Origin of the sequence: Actinoplanes sp. NPDC020271, from assembly GCF_044388125.1 — a bacterium.
Taxonomy (GTDB): domain Bacteria; phylum Actinomycetota; class Actinomycetes; order Mycobacteriales; family Micromonosporaceae; genus Actinoplanes.
The window spans coordinates 145,545-168,885 of sequence record NZ_JBIRWQ010000004.1 but is presented as its reverse complement, the minus strand read 5'-3'; the positions used below and the strand labels follow the sequence as shown (position 1 = coordinate 168,885).

General features: G+C 70.5%; 25 protein-coding genes and 1 riboswitch. Of the genes, 10 read left to right on the top strand and 15 right to left on the bottom strand.

The window, feature by feature from the left end; all coding sequences use genetic code 11:
* Positions 1-49: 49 nt before the first annotated feature.
* Entirely contained in the window at positions 50-1,180 is a 1,131-nt protein-coding gene (locus ACH442_RS11005) for an ROK family protein (protein WP_396337780.1), read from the bottom strand.
* 74 nt (positions 1,181-1,254) lie between these two features.
* Between ACH442_RS11005 and xylA the strand changes: the two genes are divergently transcribed.
* From xylA to ACH442_RS10985, 4 genes are all read left to right on the top strand, one after another.
* Entirely contained in the window at positions 1,255-2,439 is a 1,185-nt protein-coding gene (gene xylA, locus ACH442_RS11000) for a xylose isomerase (RefSeq protein WP_396337779.1), read from the top strand.
* Positions 2,440-2,441: 2 nt separating this feature from the next.
* The gene (xylB, locus tag ACH442_RS10995; RefSeq protein ID WP_396337778.1) at positions 2,442-3,842 is read left to right on the top strand and encodes a xylulokinase; all 1,401 of its coding nucleotides are present in this window, start codon (positions 2,442-2,444) and stop codon (positions 3,840-3,842) included.
* 143 nt (positions 3,843-3,985) lie between these two features.
* Complete coding sequence (locus ACH442_RS10990; RefSeq protein WP_396337777.1) at positions 3,986-5,416, top strand: pectinesterase family protein; 1,431 nt, start codon at positions 3,986-3,988, stop codon at positions 5,414-5,416.
* A gap of 2 nt (positions 5,417-5,418) precedes the next feature.
* Positions 5,419-6,867, top strand: a complete 1,449-nt coding sequence (locus ACH442_RS10985) for an RICIN domain-containing protein (protein WP_396337776.1) — start codon at positions 5,419-5,421, stop codon at positions 6,865-6,867.
* A 51-nt stretch (positions 6,868-6,918) separates the two neighbouring features.
* On the opposite strand, the gene ACH442_RS10980 is transcribed toward ACH442_RS10985, so the two are convergent.
* Entirely contained in the window at positions 6,919-8,055 is a 1,137-nt protein-coding gene (locus tag ACH442_RS10980) for a glycosyltransferase (protein WP_396337775.1), read from the bottom strand.
* 83 nt (positions 8,056-8,138) lie between these two features.
* On the opposite strand from ACH442_RS10980, the gene ACH442_RS10975 reads away from it, so the two are divergent.
* On the top strand, positions 8,139-9,599 hold the full coding sequence (locus ACH442_RS10975) for an MFS transporter (RefSeq protein WP_396338124.1): 1,461 nt from the start codon (positions 8,139-8,141) through the stop codon (positions 9,597-9,599).
* On the opposite strand, the gene ACH442_RS10970 is transcribed toward ACH442_RS10975, so the two are convergent.
* From ACH442_RS10970 to ACH442_RS10940, 7 genes are all read right to left on the bottom strand, one after another.
* Positions 9,513-11,117, bottom strand: coding sequence for a glycoside hydrolase family 13 protein (locus tag ACH442_RS10970; protein ID WP_396337774.1), 1,605 nt, complete (start codon positions 11,115-11,117; stop codon positions 9,513-9,515). The two genes, ACH442_RS10975 and ACH442_RS10970, sit on opposite strands and share 87 nt — an antisense overlap.
* A gap of 27 nt (positions 11,118-11,144) precedes the next feature.
* A complete protein-coding gene (locus ACH442_RS10965) occupies positions 11,145-11,840 on the bottom strand; it encodes an HD domain-containing protein (protein ID WP_396337773.1) in 696 nt (231 codons plus the stop codon).
* A gap of 66 nt (positions 11,841-11,906) precedes the next feature.
* Positions 11,907-13,175 (bottom strand): MHYT domain-containing protein, encoded by a 1,269-nt coding sequence (locus ACH442_RS10960; RefSeq protein ID WP_396337772.1) that lies wholly within the window; start codon positions 13,173-13,175, stop codon positions 11,907-11,909.
* A 184-nt stretch (positions 13,176-13,359) separates the two neighbouring features.
* On the bottom strand, positions 13,360-13,503 hold the full coding sequence (locus ACH442_RS10955; protein WP_014688232.1) for a GPGG-motif small membrane protein: 144 nt from the start codon (positions 13,501-13,503) through the stop codon (positions 13,360-13,362).
* Positions 13,504-13,550: 47 nt separating this feature from the next.
* Positions 13,551-14,303 (bottom strand): metallophosphoesterase, encoded by a 753-nt coding sequence (locus ACH442_RS10950; RefSeq protein ID WP_396337771.1) that lies wholly within the window; start codon positions 14,301-14,303, stop codon positions 13,551-13,553.
* The gene (locus ACH442_RS10945) at positions 14,300-14,548 is read right to left on the bottom strand and encodes a hypothetical protein (RefSeq protein ID WP_396337770.1); all 249 of its coding nucleotides are present in this window, start codon (positions 14,546-14,548) and stop codon (positions 14,300-14,302) included. Before ACH442_RS10945 ends, ACH442_RS10950 begins: the two co-directional genes overlap by 4 nt.
* 1 nt (position 14,549) lies before the next feature.
* Complete coding sequence (locus ACH442_RS10940; RefSeq protein ID WP_396337769.1) at positions 14,550-15,131, bottom strand: nucleotidyltransferase; 582 nt, start codon at positions 15,129-15,131, stop codon at positions 14,550-14,552.
* Between the two features lie 140 nt (positions 15,132-15,271).
* Between ACH442_RS10940 and ACH442_RS10935 the strand changes: the two genes are divergently transcribed.
* Positions 15,272-16,108 (top strand): dTMP kinase, encoded by an 837-nt coding sequence (locus tag ACH442_RS10935; protein ID WP_396337768.1) that lies wholly within the window; start codon positions 15,272-15,274, stop codon positions 16,106-16,108.
* A gap of 4 nt (positions 16,109-16,112) precedes the next feature.
* Here ACH442_RS10935 and ACH442_RS10930 read toward each other — a convergent pair whose 3' ends face one another.
* Positions 16,113-16,796: an SDR family NAD(P)-dependent oxidoreductase gene (locus ACH442_RS10930; protein ID WP_396337767.1), complete on the bottom strand. Its 684-nt coding sequence runs from the start codon at positions 16,794-16,796 to the stop codon at positions 16,113-16,115.
* 562 nt (positions 16,797-17,358) lie between these two features.
* Here ACH442_RS10930 and ACH442_RS10925 point away from each other — a divergent pair.
* Complete coding sequence (locus ACH442_RS10925; RefSeq protein WP_396337766.1) at positions 17,359-18,360, top strand: RNA polymerase sigma factor RpoD/SigA; 1,002 nt, start codon at positions 17,359-17,361, stop codon at positions 18,358-18,360.
* 76 nt (positions 18,361-18,436) lie between these two features.
* Here ACH442_RS10925 and ACH442_RS10920 read toward each other — a convergent pair whose 3' ends face one another.
* The 3 genes from ACH442_RS10920 to ACH442_RS10910 form a co-directional block, all read right to left on the bottom strand.
* Positions 18,437-19,408: an NlpC/P60 family protein gene (locus ACH442_RS10920; protein ID WP_396337765.1), complete on the bottom strand. Its 972-nt coding sequence runs from the start codon at positions 19,406-19,408 to the stop codon at positions 18,437-18,439.
* 14 nt (positions 19,409-19,422) lie between these two features.
* Positions 19,423-19,592, bottom strand: a riboswitch (cyclic di-AMP (ydaO/yuaA leader).
* Positions 19,593-19,764: 172 nt separating this feature from the next.
* Positions 19,765-20,082: a DUF3817 domain-containing protein gene (locus ACH442_RS10915; RefSeq protein WP_396337764.1), complete on the bottom strand. Its 318-nt coding sequence runs from the start codon at positions 20,080-20,082 to the stop codon at positions 19,765-19,767.
* A gap of 14 nt (positions 20,083-20,096) precedes the next feature.
* On the bottom strand, positions 20,097-20,522 hold the full coding sequence (locus tag ACH442_RS10910; RefSeq protein ID WP_396337763.1) for a hypothetical protein: 426 nt from the start codon (positions 20,520-20,522) through the stop codon (positions 20,097-20,099).
* Between the two features lie 86 nt (positions 20,523-20,608).
* On the opposite strand from ACH442_RS10910, the gene ACH442_RS10905 reads away from it, so the two are divergent.
* On the top strand, positions 20,609-20,848 hold the full coding sequence (locus ACH442_RS10905) for a DUF6158 family protein (RefSeq protein WP_396337762.1): 240 nt from the start codon (positions 20,609-20,611) through the stop codon (positions 20,846-20,848).
* 20 nt (positions 20,849-20,868) lie between these two features.
* Positions 20,869-21,384: a DUF1360 domain-containing protein gene (locus ACH442_RS10900; protein WP_396337761.1), complete on the top strand. Its 516-nt coding sequence runs from the start codon at positions 20,869-20,871 to the stop codon at positions 21,382-21,384.
* Between the two features lie 4 nt (positions 21,385-21,388).
* Here ACH442_RS10900 and ACH442_RS10895 read toward each other — a convergent pair whose 3' ends face one another.
* Positions 21,389-21,580, bottom strand: a complete 192-nt coding sequence (locus ACH442_RS10895) for a hypothetical protein (protein WP_396337760.1) — start codon at positions 21,578-21,580, stop codon at positions 21,389-21,391.
* A 383-nt stretch (positions 21,581-21,963) separates the two neighbouring features.
* On the opposite strand from ACH442_RS10895, the gene ACH442_RS10890 reads away from it, so the two are divergent.
* Entirely contained in the window at positions 21,964-22,803 is an 840-nt protein-coding gene (locus ACH442_RS10890; protein ID WP_396337759.1) for a GAF and ANTAR domain-containing protein, read from the top strand.
* Positions 22,804-22,849: 46 nt separating this feature from the next.
* Here the strand turns inward: ACH442_RS10890 and ACH442_RS10885 are convergent, their stop codons facing one another.
* Positions 22,850-23,152, bottom strand: a complete 303-nt coding sequence (locus ACH442_RS10885; RefSeq protein WP_396337758.1) for an antibiotic biosynthesis monooxygenase family protein — start codon at positions 23,150-23,152, stop codon at positions 22,850-22,852.
* Positions 23,153-23,341 lie beyond the last annotated feature (189 nt).

Genomic DNA, 23,341 nt, shown 5'->3' with positions numbered 1-23,341 from the left:
CCGCCTCCTTTCTCGTCGGCCAGGGCGAAGAACCAAGATCAAAGACCGATTACGACGTACGGCGTAGCCAGCCGGCCGGATCCTCCCGGACCTCGCGGACGACCGCGTCGGCCGCCCCGCGCACCGCCGCCTCCACTTCCAGCCCGGCTGCCCGCAACGTGACCGGCGCCAGTCCCGAGGTCAGCACCCGCCGTCGCAGCTCCGTCTCGATCCCGTCGCGCAGCCGGGCGAAGTGCGGGACGAACGCGCCGCCCAGCACGATCACCGGCACGTCGACCAGGTTCACCACCGCGGACAGCGCGATGCCGAGCGCCGCCGCGGCCAGGGGCTCGTCCGCGGCCAGCGCCTCCTGCCCGGCGTACTGCTCCAGGCAGCCGTTCGCCCCGCAGCGGCAGGGCCGGCCGTCGGGGTAGACGGTGACGTGGCCGATCTCGCCGCTCCACCCCCGCACACCCCGGTAGAGCTCGCCGCCGATGACCAGGCCGGCGCCGATGCCGATCTCGCCGCTGACGTACAGGAAGTCGGGGTTCGCGCCGGCGACCCGCAGCTCGCCCAGGGCGGCCAGGTTCGCCTCGTTGTCGACCGTGACCGGCAGGCCGGCGAGTTCCGGGACGCTGCGCAGCAGGGCCGCGGCGTCCACGTTCTGCCAGCCCAGGTTCGGCGCGACCCGGACCAGGCCGCCGGAGACCAGGCCGGGCACGGCGAGCGCGGCCCCGGCGACGACCAGACCGTCGGCCTCGGCGGCGAGCCGGGCCCGCGCACCGAGCCGGCCCAGGGCGGCGAGCGCCTCGGCGGCCCCGGCCGGGCGCTGGTCGCCGTGCTCGGTGAGGCGCTGCCGGACCGCGCCGGTCAGGTCGACCACGCAGGCGGCCAGGTAGTCGACGTTGATCTCCAGACCCAGCCCGGCCGGACCGGCCGCGGTGAGTGCGAGCCCGGCCGCGGGCCGCCCGGCGCCGGTGCGCGGGGGCGGGTCGAGCTCGGTGAGCAGACCGCCCGCGATCAGGTCGTCGACGAGCGCCGAGACGGTGGCCCGGGTGAGCCCGGTGGCGGCCGAGACGGCGGCCCGGGAGGGCGGATCCGCGCTGTTCGCCACGGTGTCGAGGACCAGCGCGAGATTATGGGCTCGCACGCTCGACTGCCGGACGGGGGCGCTGGATCTCGTCGTCATCCGGGCCGTCACGCCCTTGACAATGCCATAGCCCGGCCAAATAATTCAACCACTAAACAAATCGACCGTGTTTCCCGGAGGTAACCGTGTCGCTCCAGGCCACACCCGCGGACAAGTTCTCCTTCGGTCTCTGGACCGTAGGCTGGCAGGCGCGTGACGCGTTCGGTGCTGCCACCCGCCCGGCTCTCGACCCGATCGAGACGGTGCACAAGCTCGCCGAGATCGGCGCCTATGGCGTCACGTTCCATGACGACGACCTGGTGCCGTTCGGCGCCGACGCCGCGACCCGCGACGGCATCATCGCCGGGTTCAAGAAGGCGCTCGACGAGACCGGCCTGATCGTCCCGATGGTCACCACCAACCTGTTCGAACACCCGGTGTTCAAGGACGGCGGCTTCACCAGCAACGACCGCTCGGTCCGGCGCTACGCGATCCGCAAGGTGCTGCGCCAGATGGACCTCGGCGCCGAGCTGGGCGCCAAGACCCTGGTGCTCTGGGGCGGCCGCGAGGGCGCGGAGTACGACTCGGCCAAGGACGTCGGCGCCGCCCTCGACCGCTACCGCGAGGCCCTCAACCTGCTCGCGCAGTACTCCGAGGACCAGGGTTACGGCCTGCGCTTCGCCATCGAGCCGAAGCCGAACGAGCCCCGCGGCGACATCCTGCTCCCGACGGCCGGCCACGCCATCGCGTTCGTCCAGGAGCTGGAGCGTCCCGAGCTGTTCGGCATCAACCCGGAGACGGGCCACGAGCAGATGTCGAACCTGAACTTCACCCAGGGCATCGCCCAGGCGCTGTGGCACAAGAAGCTCTTCCACATCGACCTGAACGGCCAGCACGGCCCGAAGTTCGACCAGGACCTGGTGTTCGGCCACGGCGACCTGCTCAACGCGTTCTCCCTGGTCGACCTGCTGGAGAACGGCCCCGACGGCGGCCCCGCCTACGACGGCCCGCGCCACTTCGACTACAAGCCCTCCCGCACCGAGGACTTCGACGGCGTGTGGGAGTCGGCCAAGGACAACATCCGGATGTACCTGCTGCTCAAGGAGCGGGCCAAGGCGTTCCGGGCCGACCCCGAGGTGCAGGCGGCGCTGGCCGAGTCCAAGGTCGATGAGCTGCGGACCCCGACGCTGAACCCGGGCGAGACCTACACCGACCTGCTCGCCGACCGGAGCGCGTTCGAGGACTACGACGCCGACGCCGTCGGCGCCAAGGGCTACGGCTTCGTCAAGCTGAACCAGCTGGCGATCGACCACCTGCTCGGGGCCCGATAAGCATGGCTCTGGTTGCCGGGATCGACAGCTCGACGCAGTCGGTCAAGGTCGTGATCCGCGACGCCGAGACCGGGAAGCTGGTCCGCGAGGGCCGCGCCGCGCATCCGGAGGGCACCGAGGTGCACCCGGACGCGTGGTGGGCCGCGCTCCAGCAGGCGATCGAGGCCGCGGGCGGGCTGGACGACGTGGCCGCCGCCTCGGTGGCCGGCCAGCAGCACGGCATGGTCGTGCTGGACGAGAACGGCGACGTGGTCCGCCCGGCGCTGCTGTGGAACGACACCCGCAGCGCCGGCGCGGCCGCCGACCTGATCGAGGAACTGGGCGGCGGGGACAAGTGGGCGGAGGCGGTCGGCATCGTGCCGGTCGCCAGCTTCACCCTGACCAAGCTGCGCTGGCTGGCCCGCAACGAGCCGGCGAACGCGGCCCGGGTGGCCGCGGTCTGCCTGCCGCACGACTGGCTGACGTGGAAGTTGTCGGGTTCGACCGACCTCGCGGACCTCAGGACCGACCGCAGCGACGCCAGCGGCACGCTCTACTGGTCGGCCAAGACCAACGAGTACCGGCACGACCTGCTGGAACTCGGCTTCGGGCGCCGCATCCAGGTGCCCCGGGTGCTCGGCCCGACCGGGATCGCCGGGCACCTGCCCAACGGCGCCCCGCTGGGCCCGGGCGCCGGCGACAACGCGGCGGCCGCCCTCGGCACCGGCGCGCTGCCCGGCGACGTGATCGTCTCGATCGGCACGTCCGGCACGGTCTTCGTCTCCTCGGACGCGGCGCCGGTCGACCCGACCGGCACGGTGGCCGGGTTCGCCGACACCACCGGGCGGTTCCTGCCGATCGTGGTCACGCTCAACGCGGCCCGGGTGCTGGACGCGGCGGCGAAGCTGCTCGGCGTCTCGCACGACGAGCTGTCCCGGCTGGCGCTCTCCGCTCCGGCCGGCGCCGACGGCCTGGTCCTGGTGCCCTACCTGGAGGGCGAGCGGACCCCGAACCGGCCGGACGCCACCGGCGCGATCCACGGGCTGACCCTGAAGACGTCCGACCCGGCGCACCTGGCCCGGGCCGCCGTCGAGGGGATGCTCTGCGCTCTCGCCGACGGGCTGGACGCGCTGGTCGCCCAGGGTGCGCAGGCCAACCGGATCGTGTTGGTCGGCGGCGGGGCCCGCAGCGAGGCGGTCCGCCGTGTCGCGCCCGCGCTGTTCGGCAAGCCGGTGCTGGTCCCGACCCCCGGGGAGTACGTCGCCGACGGCGCTGCCCGGCAGGCCGCGTGGGTCCTGGCCGGCGGGGACACTCCACCGGCGTGGTCGGCGGAGACCCCCGAGGTCTACGAGGACGACCCCGTCCCGTTGATCCGCGAGCAGTACGCGGCCGCCCAGCACGCCGTGCTGGACCGGACCCGCTGAACCACTCCCGATCGCGGGGGTGCGGCTCACGCCGTACCCCCGCAATTGTCTTTTGATTTTTTTTGTTGTCCCACCGCTTCCTGCGCATCTACGGATCGGCCGCATCCCCGGCGGCCCATCCCTGTACGTAGGAAGGATCCGCAGTGGCATCTCGCAAGCGGAAACTGCTGGGCGCGGCGGCCGTCCTCGCCGTCCCGGCCGGCCTGATCGGGTGGGCGGTGCTGCCCTCCGAGGCCGCGACCGCCCCGGTGGCCGGCACGACCTACACCCTGGCCGTGAAGAAGAGCGGCCTGTGCATCGACGTCCCGTCGGCGTCGAAGGACGACAAGGCGCTGCTGCAGCAGTGGGGCTGCACCGCCGGCGCCCCCTGGCAGCAGTTCAAGGTGGTCGCGGTCGGCACCGGCGGCTACAACCTGGTGAACGTCAGCAGCGGCAAGTGCGTCGACGTCCCGTCGGCGTTGACGACCTCCGGTACGCAGCTCTGGCAGTACACCTGCGGGACCGGCACGAACCAGCAGTGGAAGTTCGTCGCCTCCGGCACCGGCACCTACCAGATCGTCAGCGTGAGCAACGGCCTGTGCGTCTCCGACCAGGGCGCCTCCACGTCGTCCGGCGCGGCGATCATCCAGGAGACCTGCACCGCCAACTCGAACAAGCAGTGGGCGTTCACCCCGGTCCCGGCGTCCTCCGGCACCGCGACCGTGGCCGCGGACGGCAGCGGTAAGTACACGACCGTGCAGGCCGCGATCGACGCGGTGCCGGCGAACAACGCCAGCCGGGTGACGATCACGATCGCGCCGGGGACCTACCGCGAGGTGGTCACCGTGCCGTCGAACAAGCCGTTCATCACGCTGCGGGGCACCGGTTCGTCGGCGTCGCAGACGGTGATCGTCTACAACAACTCGGCGCACACCAGCGGAACCTCGGGCAGCGCCAGCGTCTCGGTCGGCGCCAAGGACTTCGTCGCCACGAACCTGACCATCTCGAACGACTACGACGAGAACACCTACCCCGACGGCGGCCAGGCGGTCGCGCTGAAGCTCGGTGGTGACCGGGCGACGCTGGACAACGTCCGGCTGCTCGGCGACCAGGACACGTTCCTGCTGAACAGCGGGCGGTCCTACATCAAGAACTCCTACGTCGAGGGAACCGTCGACTTCATCTTCGGCGGCGGCGTGGGCGTCTTCACCGCCACCAGCGTCTACGAGAAGCGGACCACCGGCGGCCCGATCACGGCGGCCAAGACCGACGCGACCAGCACGTACGGCTTCCTCTTCGACAAGTGCACGATCACCGGCGCGGTCGGCAACACCACGCAACTCGGCCGCCCGTGGGGGCCGGACGCGCAGGTGCTGTACCGGGAGTCGTCGCTGAGCGCCACGATCAGGTCCGCCGAGCCCTGGACTGACATGTCCTCCAACACCTGGGAGAACGCCCGGTTCCTGGAGTACAGGAACACGGGCTCCGGCGCGACCACCAACAGCAACCGGCCGCAGCTGAGTGACTCGCAGGCGGCCAACTACACCCCGCAGAAGTATCTGGCGGGCACCGACAACTGGAACCCGGTGGGATGACGATGTCTTTCTTCGGAAAAAAGCGGATCTTTCTGACCGCTACCGTCCTCGCGGTTCCCGCGGCGATCGTGGGCTGGTCGGTTCTTCCGTCGAGCGCGGCGGCCGCCCCGGTGGCCGGCACGACCTACACCCTGGCCGTGAAGAAGAGCGGCCTGTGCATCGACGTCCCGTCGGCGTCGAAGGACGACAAGGCGCTGCTGCAGCAGTGGGGCTGCACCGCCGGCGCGGCCTGGCAGCAGTTCCAGGTGGTCGCGCAGGGCTCGAACTTCCAGCTGAAGAACGTCAGCAGCGGCAAGTGCATCGACGTCCCCTCCGCGTCGACCACCTCGGGCACGCAGCTCTGGCAGTACACCTGCGGAACCGGCACCAACCAGCAGTGGAAGTTCGTCGCGTCCGGCACCGACACCTTCCAGATCATCAGCGTGAGCAGTGGCCTGTGCGTCTCCGACCAGGGCGCGTCGACGTCGTCCGGCGCGGCGATCATCCAGGAGACGTGCACCGCGAACTCGAACAAGCAGTGGTCGTTCACCGCCGTCGGCACTTCCGGCGACCGGACCTGGTCCACCACCGCTGACGGGTTCGCCTCCACCGGTGGCGGCACCACCGGTGGCGCGGCCGGCCCGACGGTCACCGTCAAGACCCTGACCGACCTGCAGAGGTACGTCACGGCGACCGAACCGTACGTGATCAAGGTGGCCGCTGCGATCACCGTCACGCCGAAGGGCACCGAACTCAAGGTCCAGTCGAACAAGACCATCGTCGGCGTCGGCACCAGCGGACAGATCCTGCAGGGCGGGTTCTTCCTCGGGTCCGGGGTGAAGAACGTGATCATCCGGAACCTGACGATCAAGGACGCGGCGATGCCGGAGGACGACCCGGACGACAAGGTCTACGACTACGACGGCATCCAGATGGACACCGCCGACCACATCTGGATCGACCACAACCGCATCACCAACATGAACGACGGCCTGATCGACAGCCGTAAGGACACCTCGTACCTGACCGTGTCCTGGAACGAACTGTCCAACGAGAACAAGGCGTTCGGCATCGGCTGGACCGACAACGTCACCGCGCGCATGACGATCCACCACAACTGGATCCACGACACCAACCAGCGCAACCCGAGCGTGGACAACGTCGCGCTGGCGCACCTCTACAACAACTACATGCAGAACATCACGTCGTACGGGAACCTCTCCCGGGGCTCGACGAAGCTGGTCCTGGAGAACAGCTACTTCGACAACGTGGTGAATCCCTACTACAACGACACGTCGGCCGCACAGCTCAAGCAGAGCGGCAGCATCGTCGTGAACTCGTCCGGCAAGCAGCAGACCAACGGGTCGGCGTTCACGCCGTCCAGCTACTACTCGTACACGCTGGACGCGGCGGCCGACGTGCCGGCGCTGCTGAAGAAGTACACCGGTCCCCAGGCCGACATCGGCAACTGACCTTCCTGGTGGAAGGAACGGCCCGGGACCATGGGAGCGGTTCCGGGCCGTTCAGTTGAGCTCCAGCGACGGCTGACGGCGAGGCAGGCCGTGCACGGCCAGGAAGCCGTCGACCGCGCCCGCCCACGGGAACCGTTCGGCCTGTGCGCGGGCCGCGGCACGCCGGACCGCGGCCGGCCGCTCCAGCAGGGTCCGGATCGCCGCCGCGTACGCCGTCCCGGTCCCGTCCGCCGCGATCCCCGCCCCGCCGATCACCTCGGGCAGCGCGCTCGACGACCGCGCCACCACGGGGGTGCCGCTGGCCAGGGTTTCCAGCGCGGCCAGCCCGAACGTCTCGATCGGTCCCGGCGCCACCCCGGCGTCCGCGCTCGCGAGCAGCGCGTCGAGCAGCGTCCGGTCGGTGACGTGCCCGAGGAACGTGGCCGGCAGTCCCCGGTCGAGCGCCTCCTGTTCCAGCGCTGTCCGCAGCGGCCCGTCCCCGGCGACCACCAGCAGCGCGTCCATCCCGCCGGCCCGTAGTTCGGCCAGCGCGGCCAGGGACAGCCGGGGTTCCTTCTCGGCCGACAGCCGCCCGCAGTGCAGCAGCATGACCTGGTCCGGCGCGGCGAACCGGCGGCGCACCTCCGGGTCTCGGTTGACGGGCGTGAACCGGGCGAGATCAACCCCCAGCGGTACGCGCACCGGAGTCACCCCGAGCCGGGTGAATTCCCGCTCGGCCCAGGCCGTCGTGCAGACCACCGCGTCGAAGGCCGCCGCCGTCCGCGCGTTGAGCCGGTCCGCCGCCCGCAGCCCCAGTGACCGGCCGGGGCCGAAGAGCCGCAGCAGCCCGTCGAGGCTCTCGTGGGACACCATCGTCGACGGCACCTCGGCGCGCCGGGCCCACGAGCCGAGCCAGCGCAGCGTCGACCGGTCGTGCACTTCGAGCCGGTCCGGGCGCAGCCGGTCGAGCAGCCGGGTGACGGCGGGACGGTTGAGCAGGACGCGGTATCCGCCGAGCCCGGGGACGACCGGTCCGGGCAGGGTGACGACCCGGCCGTACGGGGTCTGTTCGTCGGTCGCCCGCGGACCGGGAGTGATCAGTACAGCCTGATGTCCCGCCGCCTGATATCCCTGGCCGAGCTCGCGCAGCGCGGTGCGGAGCCCGCCGGAGGTGGAGTGGACGAAGTTGGCGATCCGCACGATCAGCATGCGTTCAGGATCATCGAAGGTCGTCGTCCTGAGGGCAACGCTTCCCTGTCCGCGGGCCGAACTCTCGCTAACCTCTACCCGTGATGTTCAGAGGCGGGACCGTGCACCGCGTGTACAGCGTGGTCGTCTTCGTGATCCTCGCGTCCCTGGACAACGTCGCGATCGGCATCGTCCCTCCGCTGTACGGGAGCATCGCTGACGACTTCGGGGTCGGCGAGGGCCACATCGCGCTGGCCACCACGATCATGTTCCTGATCAGTGCGGTGGCGGCGATCGGCTGGGCGTACGCGGGTGATCGCACCGACCGCAAACCGGTGCTGATCATCGGCACGGTGATCTGGATCGCCGGCACCGCGTGGTCCGGGCTGGCCGGCGGTTACGGTTCGTTCCTGCTCGCCCAGGTGGTGGCCGCGTTCGGCCTGGGCGCGGTCGCGTCGGTCAGTTTCTCGGTGGTCAGCGACCTGATCTCGCCGAGGCGCCGCGGGCTGGTGATGAGCTTCTGGGGCCTGTCGCAGGGCGTCGGCACGCTGGCCGGCACGCTGGCCGGCGGCATCCTCGGGCATGCCGACTGGCGGCAGCCGTTCCTGGTCACCGCGGTCGCCGGGTGCGCCGCGACGCTGCTCTACCTGTTCACGTACAACGTGCCGCGCGGCGACAGCCAGCCGGAGCTCGCCGGGGTCGACTACGACGAGCGGATCCACCACGACCACCTGCCGATCATCCTGGGCCGGCGGACCAACGTCTGGCTGATCCTGCAGGGCGGCACGGCGCAGGTCGCGTTCGGCTCGCTGGTCTGGCTGCCGGTGCTGTTCCGGGCCCGGGCCGAGGCCCAGGGCTATTCGACCGGGACGGCGGTGCTGGTCGGCAGCGTGTTCGCGACGATCTTCCAGCTCGGGGCGGCGCTGTCGATCCTCGGCGGGCTGGCCGGTGACCGGTTGCAGCGCCGCACGCCGCGGGGCCGGGCACTGGTCGCGGCCGTGGGCGTGCTCGCGGCCGTACCGTTCTATGTCGTCCTGTTCTTCGTCCCGATGCGGATCACCGTGCCGGACGGGGCGAGCACCGCCGGCGTGATCCGCGGGGTGCTGGACAACGTGGTTACCGAGCCGACCGTCGCGGTCTGCCTGGCCGTCGCGGTCTTCGCGCTGATGCTGACGTCGGCGAACTCGCCGAACTGGTTCGCGATGATCTCCGACGTGAACCCGCCCGAGCACCGCGGCACCGTCTACAGCCTCGGCAACCTGGTCAACGGTTTCGGCCGGGCCGGTGGCAACGCGCTGGTCGGGGTGGCCTTCCAGCGGCTGGCCGGGGCGTTCCCGCCGCCGCTGAACTACGCGGTCGGGCTCGCCTCGTTCCAGTTCTTCTTCATCCCGACCGGGATCATGTACTGGCTGGCCAGCAGGACGGTGGCGAAGGACATGGCCGGCACGCACGCCGCCCTGCTGGCACTTTCCCGACGGTCAGACGGCGGCCCAGACGGTGACGTCGGTGGGGACGCTCCCGTCGGTGCCGAGCGGCTCACTGCTCAGCAGGACCCGGGCGTCTGACGGCAGCGCGACCGGCTCCGGCCCGAAATTGGTCAGGACCAGGAGCCCGCCGTTGCGGAACGCCAGCACGTCGCCCTCGGTGCAGGACCAGACCAGCGACCCGTTGCCGAGCCCTTCGGAACGACGCAGGCGCAGCGCCGAGCGGTACAGCTCGTAGGTCGAGCCGGGCACGTCGACCTGGCGGTCCAGCGCGTACTCGGCCCAGGTCGTGGGTTGCGGCAGCCAGCTGGCGTCGCCCGGGCCGAACCCGTACGACGGCGCGTCGGCCTCCCACGGGATCGGCACCCGGCACCCGTCGCGCCCGCGCTCGGTGTGCCCGGACCGTTCCCACGCCGGGTCCTGCCGGACGTCGTCGGCGAGCGTGGTGTGCTCCGGCAGCCCCAGCTCCTCGCCCTGGTAGAGGTAGGCCGAACCGGGCAGCCCGAGCATCAGCAGGGTGGCTGCCCGCGCGCGGCGCAGGCCCAGCCCGGTGTCGGGCTGCGGGTCGCCGGCCCCGATGCCCGGCCTGCGCCCGGTGCCGGCCGGGAAGCCGAGCCGGGACGCGTGCCGCACCACGTCGTGGTTGGAGAGCACCCAGGTGGTGGTCGCGCCGACCGAGCCGGTGGCGGCGAGCGAGGAGTCGATCACCTCGCGCAGCTCGGCCGCCCGCCACGGCGCCTCCAGGTACGGGAAGTTGAACGCCTGGTGCATCTCGTCCGGCCGCACGTAGCGCGCGAGCCGCTCCTCGGGCTGCACCCAGGCCTCGGCCACCATGATCCGCGCGGGGGAGTACTCGTCGAGCACGGCCCGCCACTGCCGGTAGATCTCGTGCACGCCCTCCTGGTCCCACATCGGCGGCGGGGGACCGGCCGGCTCCAGGCCGCCGAGCACCACCGACGGCGCCGTCCAGTCGGCCAGCGCGGCGTCCTTGACGAGGCCGTGGGCCACGTCGACGCGGAAACCGTCGACCCCGCGGTCCAGCCAGAACCGCAGGATGTCGAGGAACTCGGCCCGGACCTCCGGGTGGTCCCAGTTCAGGTCGGGCTGGGTGACGTCGAACAGGTGCAGGTACCACTGACCGTCCTCGACCTGATGCCAGGCCGGGCCGCCGAAGACGCTCTTCCAGTTGTTCGGCGGCTGGTCGCGGAAGATGTACCGCTCCCGTTCGGGGCTGCCGGGCCCGGCAGCGAGCGCGGCCTTGAACCAGGCGTGCTCGCTGGACGTGTGGTTCGGCACCAGATCCACGATGATCTTGAGCCCCAGGTCGTGGGCCGTCGCGATCAGCTTGTCGGCGTCGCCGAGCGCGCCGAACCGCGGGTCGACATCGCGGTAGTCGGCGACGTCGTAGCCCGCGTCGTGCTGCGGGCTGACGTAGAAGGGGGAGAGCCAGACGGCGTCGATGCCGAGCTCACGGAGACGGGGCAGGCGGGCGGTGATGCCGGGCAGGTCACCCATGCCGTCGCCGTTGCCATCCGCGAACGAGCGTGGGTAGATCTGGTAGATGACGGCGTCGCGCCACCAGGCGTCAGTGGAGGGCATGAGCTCCAGCGTAGGCGGCCTGTTTCGTCAGTCGTCGAGGATGGCCGCGAATCGCTCCTCGGCGAGGTCCAGCTGGTCGAGGATGTGCTCCTTGGCCTGCGTGGAGAGCGGCGTGTCGGGCCGCCCGATCAGCTCGCGCAGCTTCGGCACCAGCGGGCGGTACTTCGTGGCCGACCGGTGCGCCTTGTCGAGCGTGGTGTGGATCACCCCGACGCCGTTGTCGGTGAAGTCCGAGATCTTGATGATCCGCGCCCAGGGACTGCGGTCCAGACTGTCGGCGACGTGCTCGCGGTACTGCTCGTGGCGGTCGCGGCCCGGGTCGTACGCCGGATTGGTCACCGACCGGACGAGATCGGCGACCCTGGGGTTGAAGCGACGAGCGAGAGCGGCCAGGGCCGCCTCGGTGCTCTTCTCGTACGCCGTGTCGGGCGCGAGCCCGGCCAGTTCCGCCGGATGATCCTCGACCGCGTCGTGCAGCAGTGCCGCGACCAGCACGTCCACGTCGCGGATCCCGTAGTAGCGGATGATCCGGATGGCCACCCGGAGCAGGTGGTTCAGGTAGGGCTCGCGCACCCGCCGGTCCTGCGCGTGCAACGTCGCGGCCAGGTCCAGCGCCTCGGTCAGCCGCTCGCGCTCGCCCTCCGGGAACGACTCCAGCTCCAATCCGAACCGTTGCCGCAGGCCGGCCTCGCCGTACACCTCGGTGATCGCGTGCAGTGGCATCGAGAGCAGCATCCTTGGTGCCATGCGGATCAGATATACCGGATCATCGGCCGTGACGGGGATCGATCACGCACCGGATGTGGCCGGACCCACCGCCGGACCGGTCGTCGCGCCGCCCGGATCCGCTGCCGGCCCGGGCGTGTCGGCGGCCACGATCGGGGTCACCGGAACGGTCGGCTCGGAGTGACCCGAGGCCCGCACCGGCCGGGCCGGCTCGGGCGGCCGTGGAGCGGCCAGCGGGACGGTCGGCTCGGCCTGCAGAGCGGGCGAGACCGGCACCGCGGACGGCACCACGGGCGGGACGGGCACGCTCGGCGGCATCTGCACCTGCGGCGGCACATGTCCCGGCGCGGGCCTCGGGGCCGTCGGAGCCGGCGACGGTGCCCCCGCCACGGACGGGTCGAAGGTCGGCGGCCGGGGCGCGGGCCGCGGCGCCGGCGACGGCCGTCCGGCCCCGGCGGTCCGCCCGGCCGCCACCGCACGGGCCGCGGGGGAGAGCCGGATCGCCGCCCCGAACTGCGAGGCCTGCCGCAGCGTCCACGGTTGCGGAGTCTCGGCGTGCGCCCCGCGCTTCGGGGCACCGGCGCCGTCGGTGAACTCCTCCTCGGTCATCGCCTGCAGCGCGCTGAGCGCCACCCCGACGATCGTGGCCGCGGTGAGGATGGTGATCGGCACGATCAGGGCCAGCGGGCGGATTCCGGAGATGACCGGGTTGACCCCCGGCACCAGCTCCACGGAGATCGCCGCCATCCCGGTGTAGTGCATGCCGCAGACCGCGATCGCCATGACCACGGCCGCGCCGGTGATCCGTCGCAGCCCGCGTACCGAGATCGCGAACCACAGCGCCGTCGTGCAGGCTGCGATCGCGATCAGGGCGGACGCCGCGACCAGCAGCGGGTCGTAGTGCACCACCGCGCCGTAGAGCCGCATGCCCTCCATGCCGGTGTAGTGCATGGCCAGCACCCCGCCGCCGGTCAGCAACCCGGCCGCGACGATCTTGGCCGGGCTGGGCTTGCCGTGGCCGACCACCATCAGCCCGATGCCGACCGTGGCGACCGAGAACAGCATGCTGAGCAGGGTGACCGGCAGGTCGTAGCGGACCGGGCTGTCCGGCACGTCGAAGCCGAGCATCGCGGAGAAGTGCATCAGCCAGATGCCGCCCCCGCCGATCGCGAACGCCGCGATCACCAGCCACCGGTTGCGCCGGCTGCGGCTGTGCACGCCGCGCGCCCGCTCGGTGCAGAGCAGTCCGAGGAAGGATCCGAGGTAGGCCAGCAGACTCGCGGCGATCGGGTTGAAGGCCCCATAAGTGAAGTGGTGAACGTGAGCAGACATGGCTTTACCTCGCGAAACGTCGGCGATCGTCCGCGGGGTAGTGAGTCAGAATTAAGCACTCGTACATCGCACCGACTGTGCGGCGATGCCCCAAAGAGCACGTGCAAAAAAGAAACCGGGACCGTTCCGAGCGGGGAACGATCCCGGTACCGATACCGACGGGATGGGGTGCGGGGGTTGCCGATCAGGTGAAGATGCTGACGCCGCCGGGGCCGACGAGCAGGCCGACGATGATCAGCACGACTCCCCAGAGGATCTGCCGCCGGAAGAGCGCGAGGATACCGGCGACCACGAGGATAACGGCGAGAATCCAGAGCAGTAGGTCCATGTCACTGCTGGTACCCGGTGCCTGAAAATCGGAAACCTGCTCCCGGATCACACGTTCGCGAGTTGTGTGTCCTTCGTGTCCACTACGTCGGTGAGCAGCTGATACACGTTGTACGCCTGCTTGATGACCGGGTGCGCCACGTTGCGCACCGGCACCCCGCCGGGCGTCCGCCCGCGTTCCGAGCCGTGGTGCGCGTGCCCGTGCAGGGCCAGGGCGGTCGGGGCGTCGTCGATGGCCTGACCGAGCTGGTAGCACCCGAGGAACGCGAAGATCTCCAGCGGTTCGCCCGCCAGCGTCTCCGGGACCGGGGCGTAGTGGGTCAGCGCCACCAGCGCGTCCACCTCCACCGACCGCAGCGCGTCGCGCAGGGCGTCGGCGTAGCGCTCGGCGGTGCCGACGAAGTCCTTCATCTCGCGCTCGCCGAAGTTGCTCGCGCAGGCGCCCTTGAAGCCGCCGCCGAACCCCTTGGTCCCGGCGATGCCGAGCCGGTGCCCGTGCAGTTCCAGGACGGTCGCCTGGCCCTCCAGCACGGTGATGCCGGAGTCGGTGAGCACCCGCGTCACGTCGTCCTGCTGGTCGCTCTGGTGGTCGTGGTTGCCGAGCACCACCACGACCGGCACACCCAGCCCGCCGAACTCGGTGGCGAAGCACTTCGCCTCGTCGACCGTCCCGTGCCGGGTCAGGTCGCCGGCGATCAGCAGCGCGTCGGCCCGGTCGGGGAGTTCCTCCAGGGCCGGTCGGTACCGGCCCACCACGTCCTTGTCCACGTGGACGTCGCCCACGGCGGCGATCCGGATCATGAAATCTCCTCCACCTCGGCGGGCGCCTGGGTCCGGGTGATGCCGATGTCGCAGGCGATCTCCAGGTCGGGGTAGCGCGCGGTGATCTGCCGGCAGATCTCGTCCCGCCGTTGCGCGCTCTCCACCTCACCGCCGAGCACCAGCGTGTTTTCCCGGCGCTGCACGGTCACGCCCTGCTCGGCGATCCGGTCGTGCTCGGTCAGGAGCCGCTGGATCTCGGCCTCCAGATCGATCTGTTTGGTCATCTCAAGCCCTTGCCCTCTCGTCAGACGGAAACGGCACGACGTCGAGCCTGTCCAGAAGAACCAGAAAGGCTTCGGCGTACGGCGATTTCGCGGTCTCGCGCTGGACCCGCCCCCAGTCGATCTGCTCGCGCAGTGACCGGGCCACCGGCAGGCCGTGAGCGAAGTCGCAGTGGTGCTGGCTGAAGCTGAGCAGCTTGTGCACCATGAGCTGGGTGGCCGACAGCACCGGCATGTAGATCGCCTCGACCGAGATCCGCTCGGTGTCGGCCAGCGTCTCGTCGGTGACCGGAGTCTCCACCGGGCGGTAGATCAGATCCACCATCCGGCCCTCTTCGTCGAAGACCTTGACCAGCCAGTCCTCGGGTGGCTCCTCGGTACGGAAGCCGACCGCGGCCAGTTCCTGCAGAGCGTGTTCCTTGTCCTGCTCGCGGACCAGAAAGTCCACGTCGTGATCGCTGGAGTGCCCGCCGTGGGCGTACACGGCGAAGCTGCCGCCCAGCGCGAAAGGGATCTCCGCCGTCTTCAGAGCCGCGGCGACACGCTTCATCGTGCCGGCCAGCCCCTCGTCGACGCGGTGCGGCATGGTGACCTCCTGTTTCCTGTCCAGTTGATGACAACTACCCGGAGTAGCCGCACCTTGAACCCCTGACGATCATTCTGGCCGGGTATGCCCTCGTCTGACGGAGAAACCCAGCGTGCGAGGCCCGGCTACCGTCGGTTGGTATGTCCGCCCCCGTTCGCACCATCGCCCTGGTCGGCATCGACGGCTCCGGCAAGACGACGCAGGCCCGCATGCTCGCCGCCGCGCTCGCCGGGGAAGGTCTGCCCGCGCGGTACCGGCAGAACGCCGGTGGCCGGGCCTGGCTCGGCCGCCTGGCCACGCGCCTCGGCCGCCGAGACGCCGAGGACCTGCTCGGCCGCCGCCTGATGCTGCTGACCGAGTCGGTGCTGCGCTGGCTCGCCATCGTCCGGACGCTGCTGCGGCGCGCGGTCCGCCGCGAGGTCGCGGTGATGGATCGCTTCGCGATGTGCCAGTACGCGAGTCTGCGCGCTCATGGCGCGCATCCGGCCGCCGAGCGGCGGGCCCGGCTCGCCTACCGCCCCTTCCCGCGCCCGGACGTGACGTTCTTCCTGGCCGTCGACCCGCTGGTCGCGCAGGACCGGATCGTGCGCCGCGGCACCGATCACGAGTCCCTGGCCTATCTGACGGCCGCTGACCGTGCCTACCGATCCCTGCCGGAGTTCTCCGACTGCATAGTGATCGACGCCGATCGCACTCCGGAGGAGATCGGAACAGAGATCAGAACCAGGCTTGCGCGTACGGCGATGCCGGCGCAGCGGAGCGGGATGGCTCCGCTTCGCTCCGCAGGGAATCGCCGGGTAACCGGTGAGCGGGGGTGCGGTCTTCCGACGCCCGCGCGGGTTCGGCGGGCGCCGGGAGATCGAGCCCCCTCCCGCCGGCGGCGATTCCCGATCCGGGTGCGGACGCTGGTGCTGGCCGGCGTGCCCGTCGTCGCGGGAGCTGCCGTGCTGGGCCGGCAGCTCGCCGAGTCACTCTGAGCGGTCAGGCCTGGCCGTAAACGGGGATCCGGGCGCCGCTGACCGGGGCGGAGGCATCCGAGGCGAGGAAGAGGATCGTCTGCGCGATCGTGGCCGGGCTCACCCAGCGGCTCTGGTCGGCGTCCGCCATGGACACCCGGTTCGCCGGCGTGTCGATGACGCTCGGCAGCACCGTGTTGCAGCGCACGTGCTGCTTCTTGTACTCGACCGCCACGGTGTCGGCGAAGGCCAGCACCGCCGCCTTCGACGCGACGTACCCGGCGGCGCCGGGGAAGGGCGCGATCGCGGCCCGGGACGAGACGCAGACCACCGAGCCACCGCCGGCCGCGACCAGGTGCGGCAGCGCCGCCGCCGTGGTCAGGTAGGTCGGACGCAGGTTGGCCGTGAACATCGCCTCGAAATCCTCGACCGGGGTGTCCGCGATCAGCCCGCTGCCGCCGTACCCACCGACCAGATTGACCACCGCCTTCAGCGGGGCGCCGGGATCACCGGCGGCGGCCGCGGCCGCCGCGGAGGCACCGGCCGGGTCGGTCAGGTCGGCCGGGACGGCGACGACGCCGGCGGGCAGCCGGTCGGCGGAAGCAGGACGGGCCGGGGCCACCACCCGCCACCCCGCGGCCAGGAACGCCACGATGGTCGCGGAGCCGAGCCCGCCGGTGCCGCCCGTCACAAGAGCAGTGTTGGTCATGGGAAAGATCCGAACAGGTTGTCACCCGCCCGTGGGTGTGCTTTTCCTCACTTCACCGCGCCGCACCGGGGGTGCGCGGGAATCTCACGCCATCGGGGAACGTCATCCCTGTGGGCGACTGAACTGTGGCGTGGCGTGCCGCATCGTGGCCGATGGTCCGGTTCGGCGGGCGTCGCTGGGTCGTACGCGATCAATTTGATGTTCGGGTTTGTTTCAGGCCGGTCGGTGACCGGTCGATGCTGCACGTGAACCCCACGGGCGAACAACCCGTAATACCGGGTGTCCAGGCACCACGGTGACGAGCGTCGCGGCGTCCAGGTGATGCCCGTCGCTGTGGACGATGAGAGGCCGATGGTGTTATGAGGCGCGGGAAGGGTATCCGTCTATCCGCAAGACGGTCGCAGAGAGTTCGCGCTCAGCTTCCGCGCACTGGGCTCTCAGGTAAGACCCAGGCATTCGTGACACTTTCGATCAGCCGGCCGGAATCAGCGCAGGCAGCCATTTGTTGTGTAGATGTCAGCAACCGCAATGCACGAGCTGCGGACGTTACGGGAGAGGGCTGATGGACGCAGGTAATGCCCGTAACAGGGTTAGTGACGGCAATGAGGGGACCGTGGGCAACGTGGAGAAGAACACCGTGATGCGTACCGACCAGGTCGCCGAGGAACGCGACCTCGTCGGAGTCTACCTGCACGAGATCTCCCGGACGCCGCTGTTGGACGCCGCACGGGAGGTCGAACTCTCGAAGGCGATCGAGGCGGGCCTCTACGCCGAGCACCTGCTCGAGCAGGGCGAGGCGCGTCGCGGCATCAGCCGGGAAGAACTCGAGCGGATCGTCGCCGAGGGCAGCAAGGCAAAAGACCTGTTCATCCGGGCCAACCTCCGACTGGTCGTCTCCATCGCCCGCCGCTACGTGCGCTCCGGCATGCCGATGCTCGACCTCATCCAGGAAGGCAACACCGGCCTGGTCCGCGCGGTCGAGAAGTTCGACTACGAGCGCGGTTACAAGTTCTCGACGTACGCGACGTGGTGGGTGCGCCAGGCGATCAGCCGGGCCATCGCCCAGCAGGAGCGCACCGTGCGACTGCCGGTGCACCTGGTCGAGGACGTCAACCGCATGCGCAACGTCACCCGTCAGCTCGTCCGTGAGCTCGGCGGCGACCCGGAGCCGGAGCAGATCGCCGCGGCCCTGGGCGTGACCGTGGAACGGGTCAACGAGCTCACCCGCTGGGCTCAGGACACCGTCTCGCTGGACACCCCCGTCGGCGACGACGGCGACACCAACCTGGGTGACCTGGTCGCCGACAGCGACGCCCCGTCGCCCGAGGAGATCGTGCTGAGCGCACTGGAGCGCCAGCGCATCGAGGGCCTGCTCAATCACCTGGACGACCGCTCGGCCGGCATCATGCGGGCGCGGTACGGGCTGGAGGACGGCCGCGAGCACTCGCTGACCGAGGTGGCCTCGCGCTTCTCGCTCAGCCGGGAGCGGATTCGCCAGCTGGAGATCCAGGCGCTCGGCCGGCTGCGCGAGCTGGCCCGGGCCGAGGGCCTGCAGGCCGCCTGACCTGACCGTCGGCTACCGACAAAGACGAAGAAGGCCGGCACCCCGGGGGGTGCCGGCCTTCTGCCTGTTCGCGGTGTTACAGAACCCGGCCGTATCCGTCCGGGGTCATGATGTTGATGCTGCGGTGCAGGACGTCCCGCCCGGCCGACGGCGCGTCGATGATCATGCCGTCGCCGACGTAGATGGCCACATGTCCGCCGCTGCGGTAGTACACCAGGTCACCGGGCTGGAGCTTGCTCTTGTCGGTGAAGAACTGGGCGTACGGCTTGTTCTTCTGCTGGGCGGCGCTGTGCGGCAGCGTGTGGCCGGCCTTGGCCCACGCGGCCATGGTCAGGCCCGAGCAGTCGTAGGAGTTCGGACCGGCGTCGCCGAAGCCGTACGGCTTGCCGATCTGGTTGAACGCGAACGTCACGGCCACGCCGGCGTCACCGGAGATCTTGGGGATCACGCCGGTGTACGAACCGGTGTTCTCGGTCGCGCTGCCGTAGAGGTCCTCGCGCATGTCGTACAGCTTCTGGAGATCCTTCTTGATCTTCTTCGTCTGTGCGTCGAGCTCCTGGGACTGCACACTCTGTTTGGTCTGCTGAGTCTTGAGAGCGGCCTGCTTGTCGGCGAAGGTCTGCGTGGTCTCCGTGAAGTTGTCGATGTCCTGCTGGTTCGACTGGCTGAGCTGCTCGAGGTAGCCCATCCGGGCCAGGAGATCGCTCTGGTTGCTGCTGAGCAGCACCTCCGCCGGACCGACCCGCCCCGTCATGTACGACGAGGTGGCGATCTTCTGCATCCGGGCGGTGGCAGTGGTGAGCGCCGCCTGGGCGGGCTTGAGGGAGGCGTTGAGCTTGGTGATCTCGTCCTGGGTCTTCTTCAGGTCGATCTTGCTCTTGTTGTACGCCTCGGTGACGTCCTCGAGCTTGTCGGAGGCAGCGGTGATCTGCTTCTCCAGCTCGGCCTTGGACGGGGCCGCGTGCGCGGCCGTAGCTCCCGACGTGGTGATCGCCAATGCGGTCAGCGCGACCACCAGCGCCCGGAGCCTGGTACGGGGGTGTGGCACTGGTCAGGGGCCTTTCTTCCGCTTCTTAGCCACCTACCGGGTTAGCTGACGGGTTCGGGCTGGAAGATGGCCCTACCGCGCGCATGCGCGCGGACTCACCCCGAGATCGTGGTTCCCCGGTTCGTGGCGGCGCCGGCCCGGGGGACTGGGCCGATCGCCACCCATGATTCGGCGGCGTTGGTCGGCGCCACCGGAAGGTTTGTGGCTGCGGACCGAACCAACCGCATCAACTTATCGGGGTGGAAAACAAAATCAAGTCCTTCGCGGGTGAAATTTGGCAATGGTCGGTCTTGCGAACTTAATCCCGATAACCGGCTGTCATTCGGCCCGCGCTGAGCGTTATTCCAGCGCCTTTTTCAGCGTGCCCCGGCGAGTTCCGTATTCGGCACCCAACGGCGTGTCACGCTCCGCTCGGCCCAGAACGAGAAGAACGGAATGGTGCCCGCCAGCATCACGATGATCATCCGGCTGAAGGGCCAGCGCGCCCGGCGGGACAGATCGAAGGTGAGAAGCAGATAGATCATGTAGAGGAAGCCGTGCAGCGGGCCGATCACCGCGACCACCGTGTCGTTGTCGCCGAGATACTTCAGCGGCATACCGACCAGCACGAGAACGACCAGGAACACGCCGACGATCCAGGCGATGATCCGGTAACGGGTGAGGGCGCCCTGCACGGTGGGGTCTCCTTCTACTTCTTGGCGGCGCGGTAGTCGGCCGGACGGGCACCGGGGTGCTCGGCGAGCCACGTCAGATAGTCGTTGTAGGCGTCGAGCTCAGGGTCGGCGCCGGTGGTCTCGGCGGCCGCCGCGACCGCGACCCGCACCGGACGGCCCAGCGCGACCGGGCCCTGCGGATCGCGGACCGGCTCGGCCACCGGCTCCTCGGCGGACTCGGCCCCGGGCTCGGACCGGCGCCGGAACAACTGGATCTCGCGGATCCAGATGAAGACCACGAAGCCGGCGAAGACCGGCCACTCGAACATGTAGCCCCAGCTGAGCGAGTTGCCCCCGGTGGCGCGGCTGAACTGCCACCAGCCCAGCCCGAGGCAGCCCGCGGTCAGCACCAGCGCCAGGAGGTGCCGGGCGACCCACGCCGGAGTCCACAGCCCTTTCATGCCCACGAGACTACCGGCGGGTTTGGTGATCGCCTGCACGGGCAAGCGTCAACTCACGAACCTCGACCCGGAAGCGGAGGGACACGATGACGGACGGGCACCCGACAACCGGTTTCGACACCGGGATCGACCCGGCGGGACTGGCCGACGACGACCTCTTCCGTGAACTGGCGAGCCTGTACCGGACCCGCCTGGAGACGCTACGGCACGGCCCGGACGCGGCGCTGGAGAACCACTTCCGGCGGACCGCGGAACTGGAGACCGAGTACATGGCCCGGTTCCCCGGTCGCGAGGTCGACCCCGGCCGCGTCACCCAGGCGTTCTGATCCTCGAAGGGACCCCCACCATGACCAGCCTGCAGGACAAGGCCGCCGAGGTGGCACACGCCTACGCCCCGCACGAGCACCGGCCGCTGGGCGGTTACCTGGCCGCCATGGGCGCGTTCGGCGCGCTCGCGGCGAGCCTGACCGCCGCCGCGAAGGTCACCGGGCGGCCCGTCCCGGAACGGCCGGCCCTCGGCGACGTGGCCCTGCTCTCGATCGCCACCCACAAGCTCAGCCGGTTGATCGCCAAGGACTCGGTGACCAGCCCGCTGCGTGCCCCGTTCACCCGGTACTCCGAGCCGGCCGGTGCCGCCGAGCTCAACGAGGAGGTCCGGGACTCCGGCAGCAGCGTCAAGCACGGCATCGGGGAGCTGATCACCTGCCCGTTCTGCCTGGCGCTGTGGATCGCCACCGGTCTGACCGGTGGGCTCGTGCTGGTGCCCCGGCTGACCCGGCTGGTGGCGACCGCGCTGACCGCCACCGCCGCGTCGGACTTCCTGCAGATGGCCTACTCGATCGCGAAGGAGAAGGCCGAGTAACCGGTCAGGCCCGGAGCGCCTCGTCGGCCTCGTCCTGGAGGTACTCGCCCTCCGGCAACGCGTCGATCTTGGTCATCAGGGTGGCCGGGAGGTCCTCGGCGATGGCCCGGCGCTGCAGGTCACCGCTGCTCAGGCGCTCCTCGGCGCGGTAGGCCTCGTCCAGGAACGTGCTCAGGCGGGTGGTTTCGTCAGTCACGGCCGGACACGTACCCGGGGTGCTTTCCGGCAAACGCAGCAGTGTTATCCAGGTCACAGTCACTCCCGGAATCATGGGCGCGTGCCGAAGGTTGTGAACGGATGCCGGTGTGCCCAGTGTCCCCGGGCCTCACCCATCGCCTGCATGGAATACCGTTCGGCTGGAGCCATGTTGAGCCACTCGCCGCGAGGCGACCTGCACACCGGCATCTACTTCGTCAGGCCCCCGGGTTCGCCCGGGGGCCTTTCCCGTCAGCCGCTCCTGCTCGGCGGCTGTCGTACCCGGTTCTGATTTCAGGCGCCTATCGGGTTTAAACGGACAACACCCCCCGATCGGGGCACCGAGCCGAGCCGTCGCCGGATCGACATGGCAGTATCCGTCGGGTGTCAGTACCGCAACGTCGCGTACCGGCCGCGCAGCGCGGCACCCGGATCCGCCGGCGCACCACCTCCGCTGGCGTGACCGCCCCCGGCCGGGCCCGCAGGCTCGTCGCCGCGGGCCGTCCCCGGCACGCCGGCGCCGCCGCGCCCGGCGTCCACGGGCCGCACCCGGTCGAGCTGGCCGGCCTGCTCAACGAGGTCACCGTGCGCCTGCTGACCGCCGACACGGTCCCCCAAGCACTCGACCGGCTCGCCGCGCTGGCCGCCGGTGCGCTCCCCGGCGCGGTCCGCTGCTCGGTCGCACTGATCACCGAGGGCGGCCCGGTCACCGTCGCCGCCGCCGGCCCCGCGGGGGAGACCTGCGACACCGTGCAGTACGCGGAGGGCAACGGCCCCGCCCTCGAAGCCGCGCGCACCCGCACCCTGATCACCTCACCCGACCTCGCCGCCGACCGGCGCTGGCCGGAACTGGCCGCCGCGGCCCGCGCCGACGGGATCGCCGCCGTCGCTGCCATCCCCCTCGACGTGCGCCGGCACGCGGTCGGCGCACTCAGCGTGAGCCTGTCCACGCCCGGCCGGCTCGGGCCGGACCTGCTGCTGACCGCGATGGCGATGGCCGGCCAGGCCGAGGTGCTACTCGGCGAACTCCACCGCCGCGAGGCCCTGACCGAAGGTGCCGCGGTCGACCGCGCCGTCGGCGTGATCATCGCCCAGCGCGGCTGCGGGGTGCAGGAGGCCTACCGGATCCTGCACGACAGCGCCCAGCGCCTCGGCCTCGATCGCGTCACCGTGGCCGAACGCCTGGTCGCCGCCGCCGCCCGCAACCGCCAGCCCAGCCCGTGAACCGCGGTGCCGGGCGGGCGGGCCGGGGCGGCGTGCGACCCGGTGGTTACTTGGTGACCTCCTGGACGACCTCGAACTCGAGGAGGCTGGCGCCGGTGGCGACGGGCTTGGCGCGTTCGCCGGAGTGGGCGGCCTTGGCGCTGCCCTGGGACCAGTTCTGGAACGCCTCCTCCGACTCCCACTTCGTGTAGACGAAGTAGCGGTTGTCGCCGGCGACCGGGCGCAACAGCTCGAAGGCGAGGAAGCCGGGCTCGTTCTCGACCGCGCCGTGACGGGCGGCGAAGCGCTTCTCCAGCTCGGGGCCGGCGCCCTCGGGCACCTCAATCGCGTTGATCTTCACAACAGCCATGGAGCTGAGCCTAATTGCTGGGTCTGATGGCCTCGCTACGCTCCGCTCGCGTTCCGCCCCAGGGGTCGATGACGAGAGCCCCGGAAACGACCACGCTCCGCTGGGGGGGTGGCGGGGGGGGGGGAAAGAAGGCGCGCAGCGCGGGGGGGGGGGCCGCCGGCGGGGGGGCCCCCCCCCCCAGGTTTGTGT

Coding starts and splice junctions, on each gene's coding strand:
- ACH442_RS10965 (WP_396337773.1), bottom strand. CDS start 11,840: ATGCCACTGCACGCGATCACCGAGGTGTACGGCGAGGCCGGCCTGCGG.
- ACH442_RS10935 (WP_396337768.1), top strand. CDS start 15,272: ATGTCCGCCCCCGTTCGCACCATCGCCCTGGTCGGCATCGACGGCTCC.
- ACH442_RS10985 (WP_396337776.1), top strand. CDS start 5,419: ATGTCTTTCTTCGGAAAAAAGCGGATCTTTCTGACCGCTACCGTCCTC.
- ACH442_RS10960 (WP_396337772.1), bottom strand. CDS start 13,175: ATGTCTGCTCACGTTCACCACTTCACTTATGGGGCCTTCAACCCGATC.
- ACH442_RS10970 (WP_396337774.1), bottom strand. CDS start 11,117: ATGCCCTCCACTGACGCCTGGTGGCGCGACGCCGTCATCTACCAGATC.
- ACH442_RS10975 (WP_396338124.1), top strand. CDS start 8,139: ATGTTCAGAGGCGGGACCGTGCACCGCGTGTACAGCGTGGTCGTCTTC.
- ACH442_RS10900 (WP_396337761.1), top strand. CDS start 20,869: ATGACCAGCCTGCAGGACAAGGCCGCCGAGGTGGCACACGCCTACGCC.
- ACH442_RS10950 (WP_396337771.1), bottom strand. CDS start 14,303: ATGATCCGGATCGCCGCCGTGGGCGACGTCCACGTGGACAAGGACGTG.
- ACH442_RS10945 (WP_396337770.1), bottom strand. CDS start 14,548: ATGACCAAACAGATCGATCTGGAGGCCGAGATCCAGCGGCTCCTGACC.
- ACH442_RS10905 (WP_396337762.1), top strand. CDS start 20,609: ATGACGGACGGGCACCCGACAACCGGTTTCGACACCGGGATCGACCCG.
- ACH442_RS10910 (WP_396337763.1), bottom strand. CDS start 20,522: ATGAAAGGGCTGTGGACTCCGGCGTGGGTCGCCCGGCACCTCCTGGCG.
- ACH442_RS10930 (WP_396337767.1), bottom strand. CDS start 16,796: ATGACCAACACTGCTCTTGTGACGGGCGGCACCGGCGGGCTCGGCTCC.
- ACH442_RS10885 (WP_396337758.1), bottom strand. CDS start 23,152: ATGGCTGTTGTGAAGATCAACGCGATTGAGGTGCCCGAGGGCGCCGGC.
- ACH442_RS10955 (WP_014688232.1), bottom strand. CDS start 13,503: ATGGACCTACTGCTCTGGATTCTCGCCGTTATCCTCGTGGTCGCCGGT.
- ACH442_RS10925 (WP_396337766.1), top strand. CDS start 17,359: ATGGACGCAGGTAATGCCCGTAACAGGGTTAGTGACGGCAATGAGGGG.
- xylB (WP_396337778.1), top strand. CDS start 2,442: ATGGCTCTGGTTGCCGGGATCGACAGCTCGACGCAGTCGGTCAAGGTC.
- ACH442_RS10940 (WP_396337769.1), bottom strand. CDS start 15,131: ATGCCGCACCGCGTCGACGAGGGGCTGGCCGGCACGATGAAGCGTGTC.
- ACH442_RS10980 (WP_396337775.1), bottom strand. CDS start 8,055: ATGCTGATCGTGCGGATCGCCAACTTCGTCCACTCCACCTCCGGCGGG.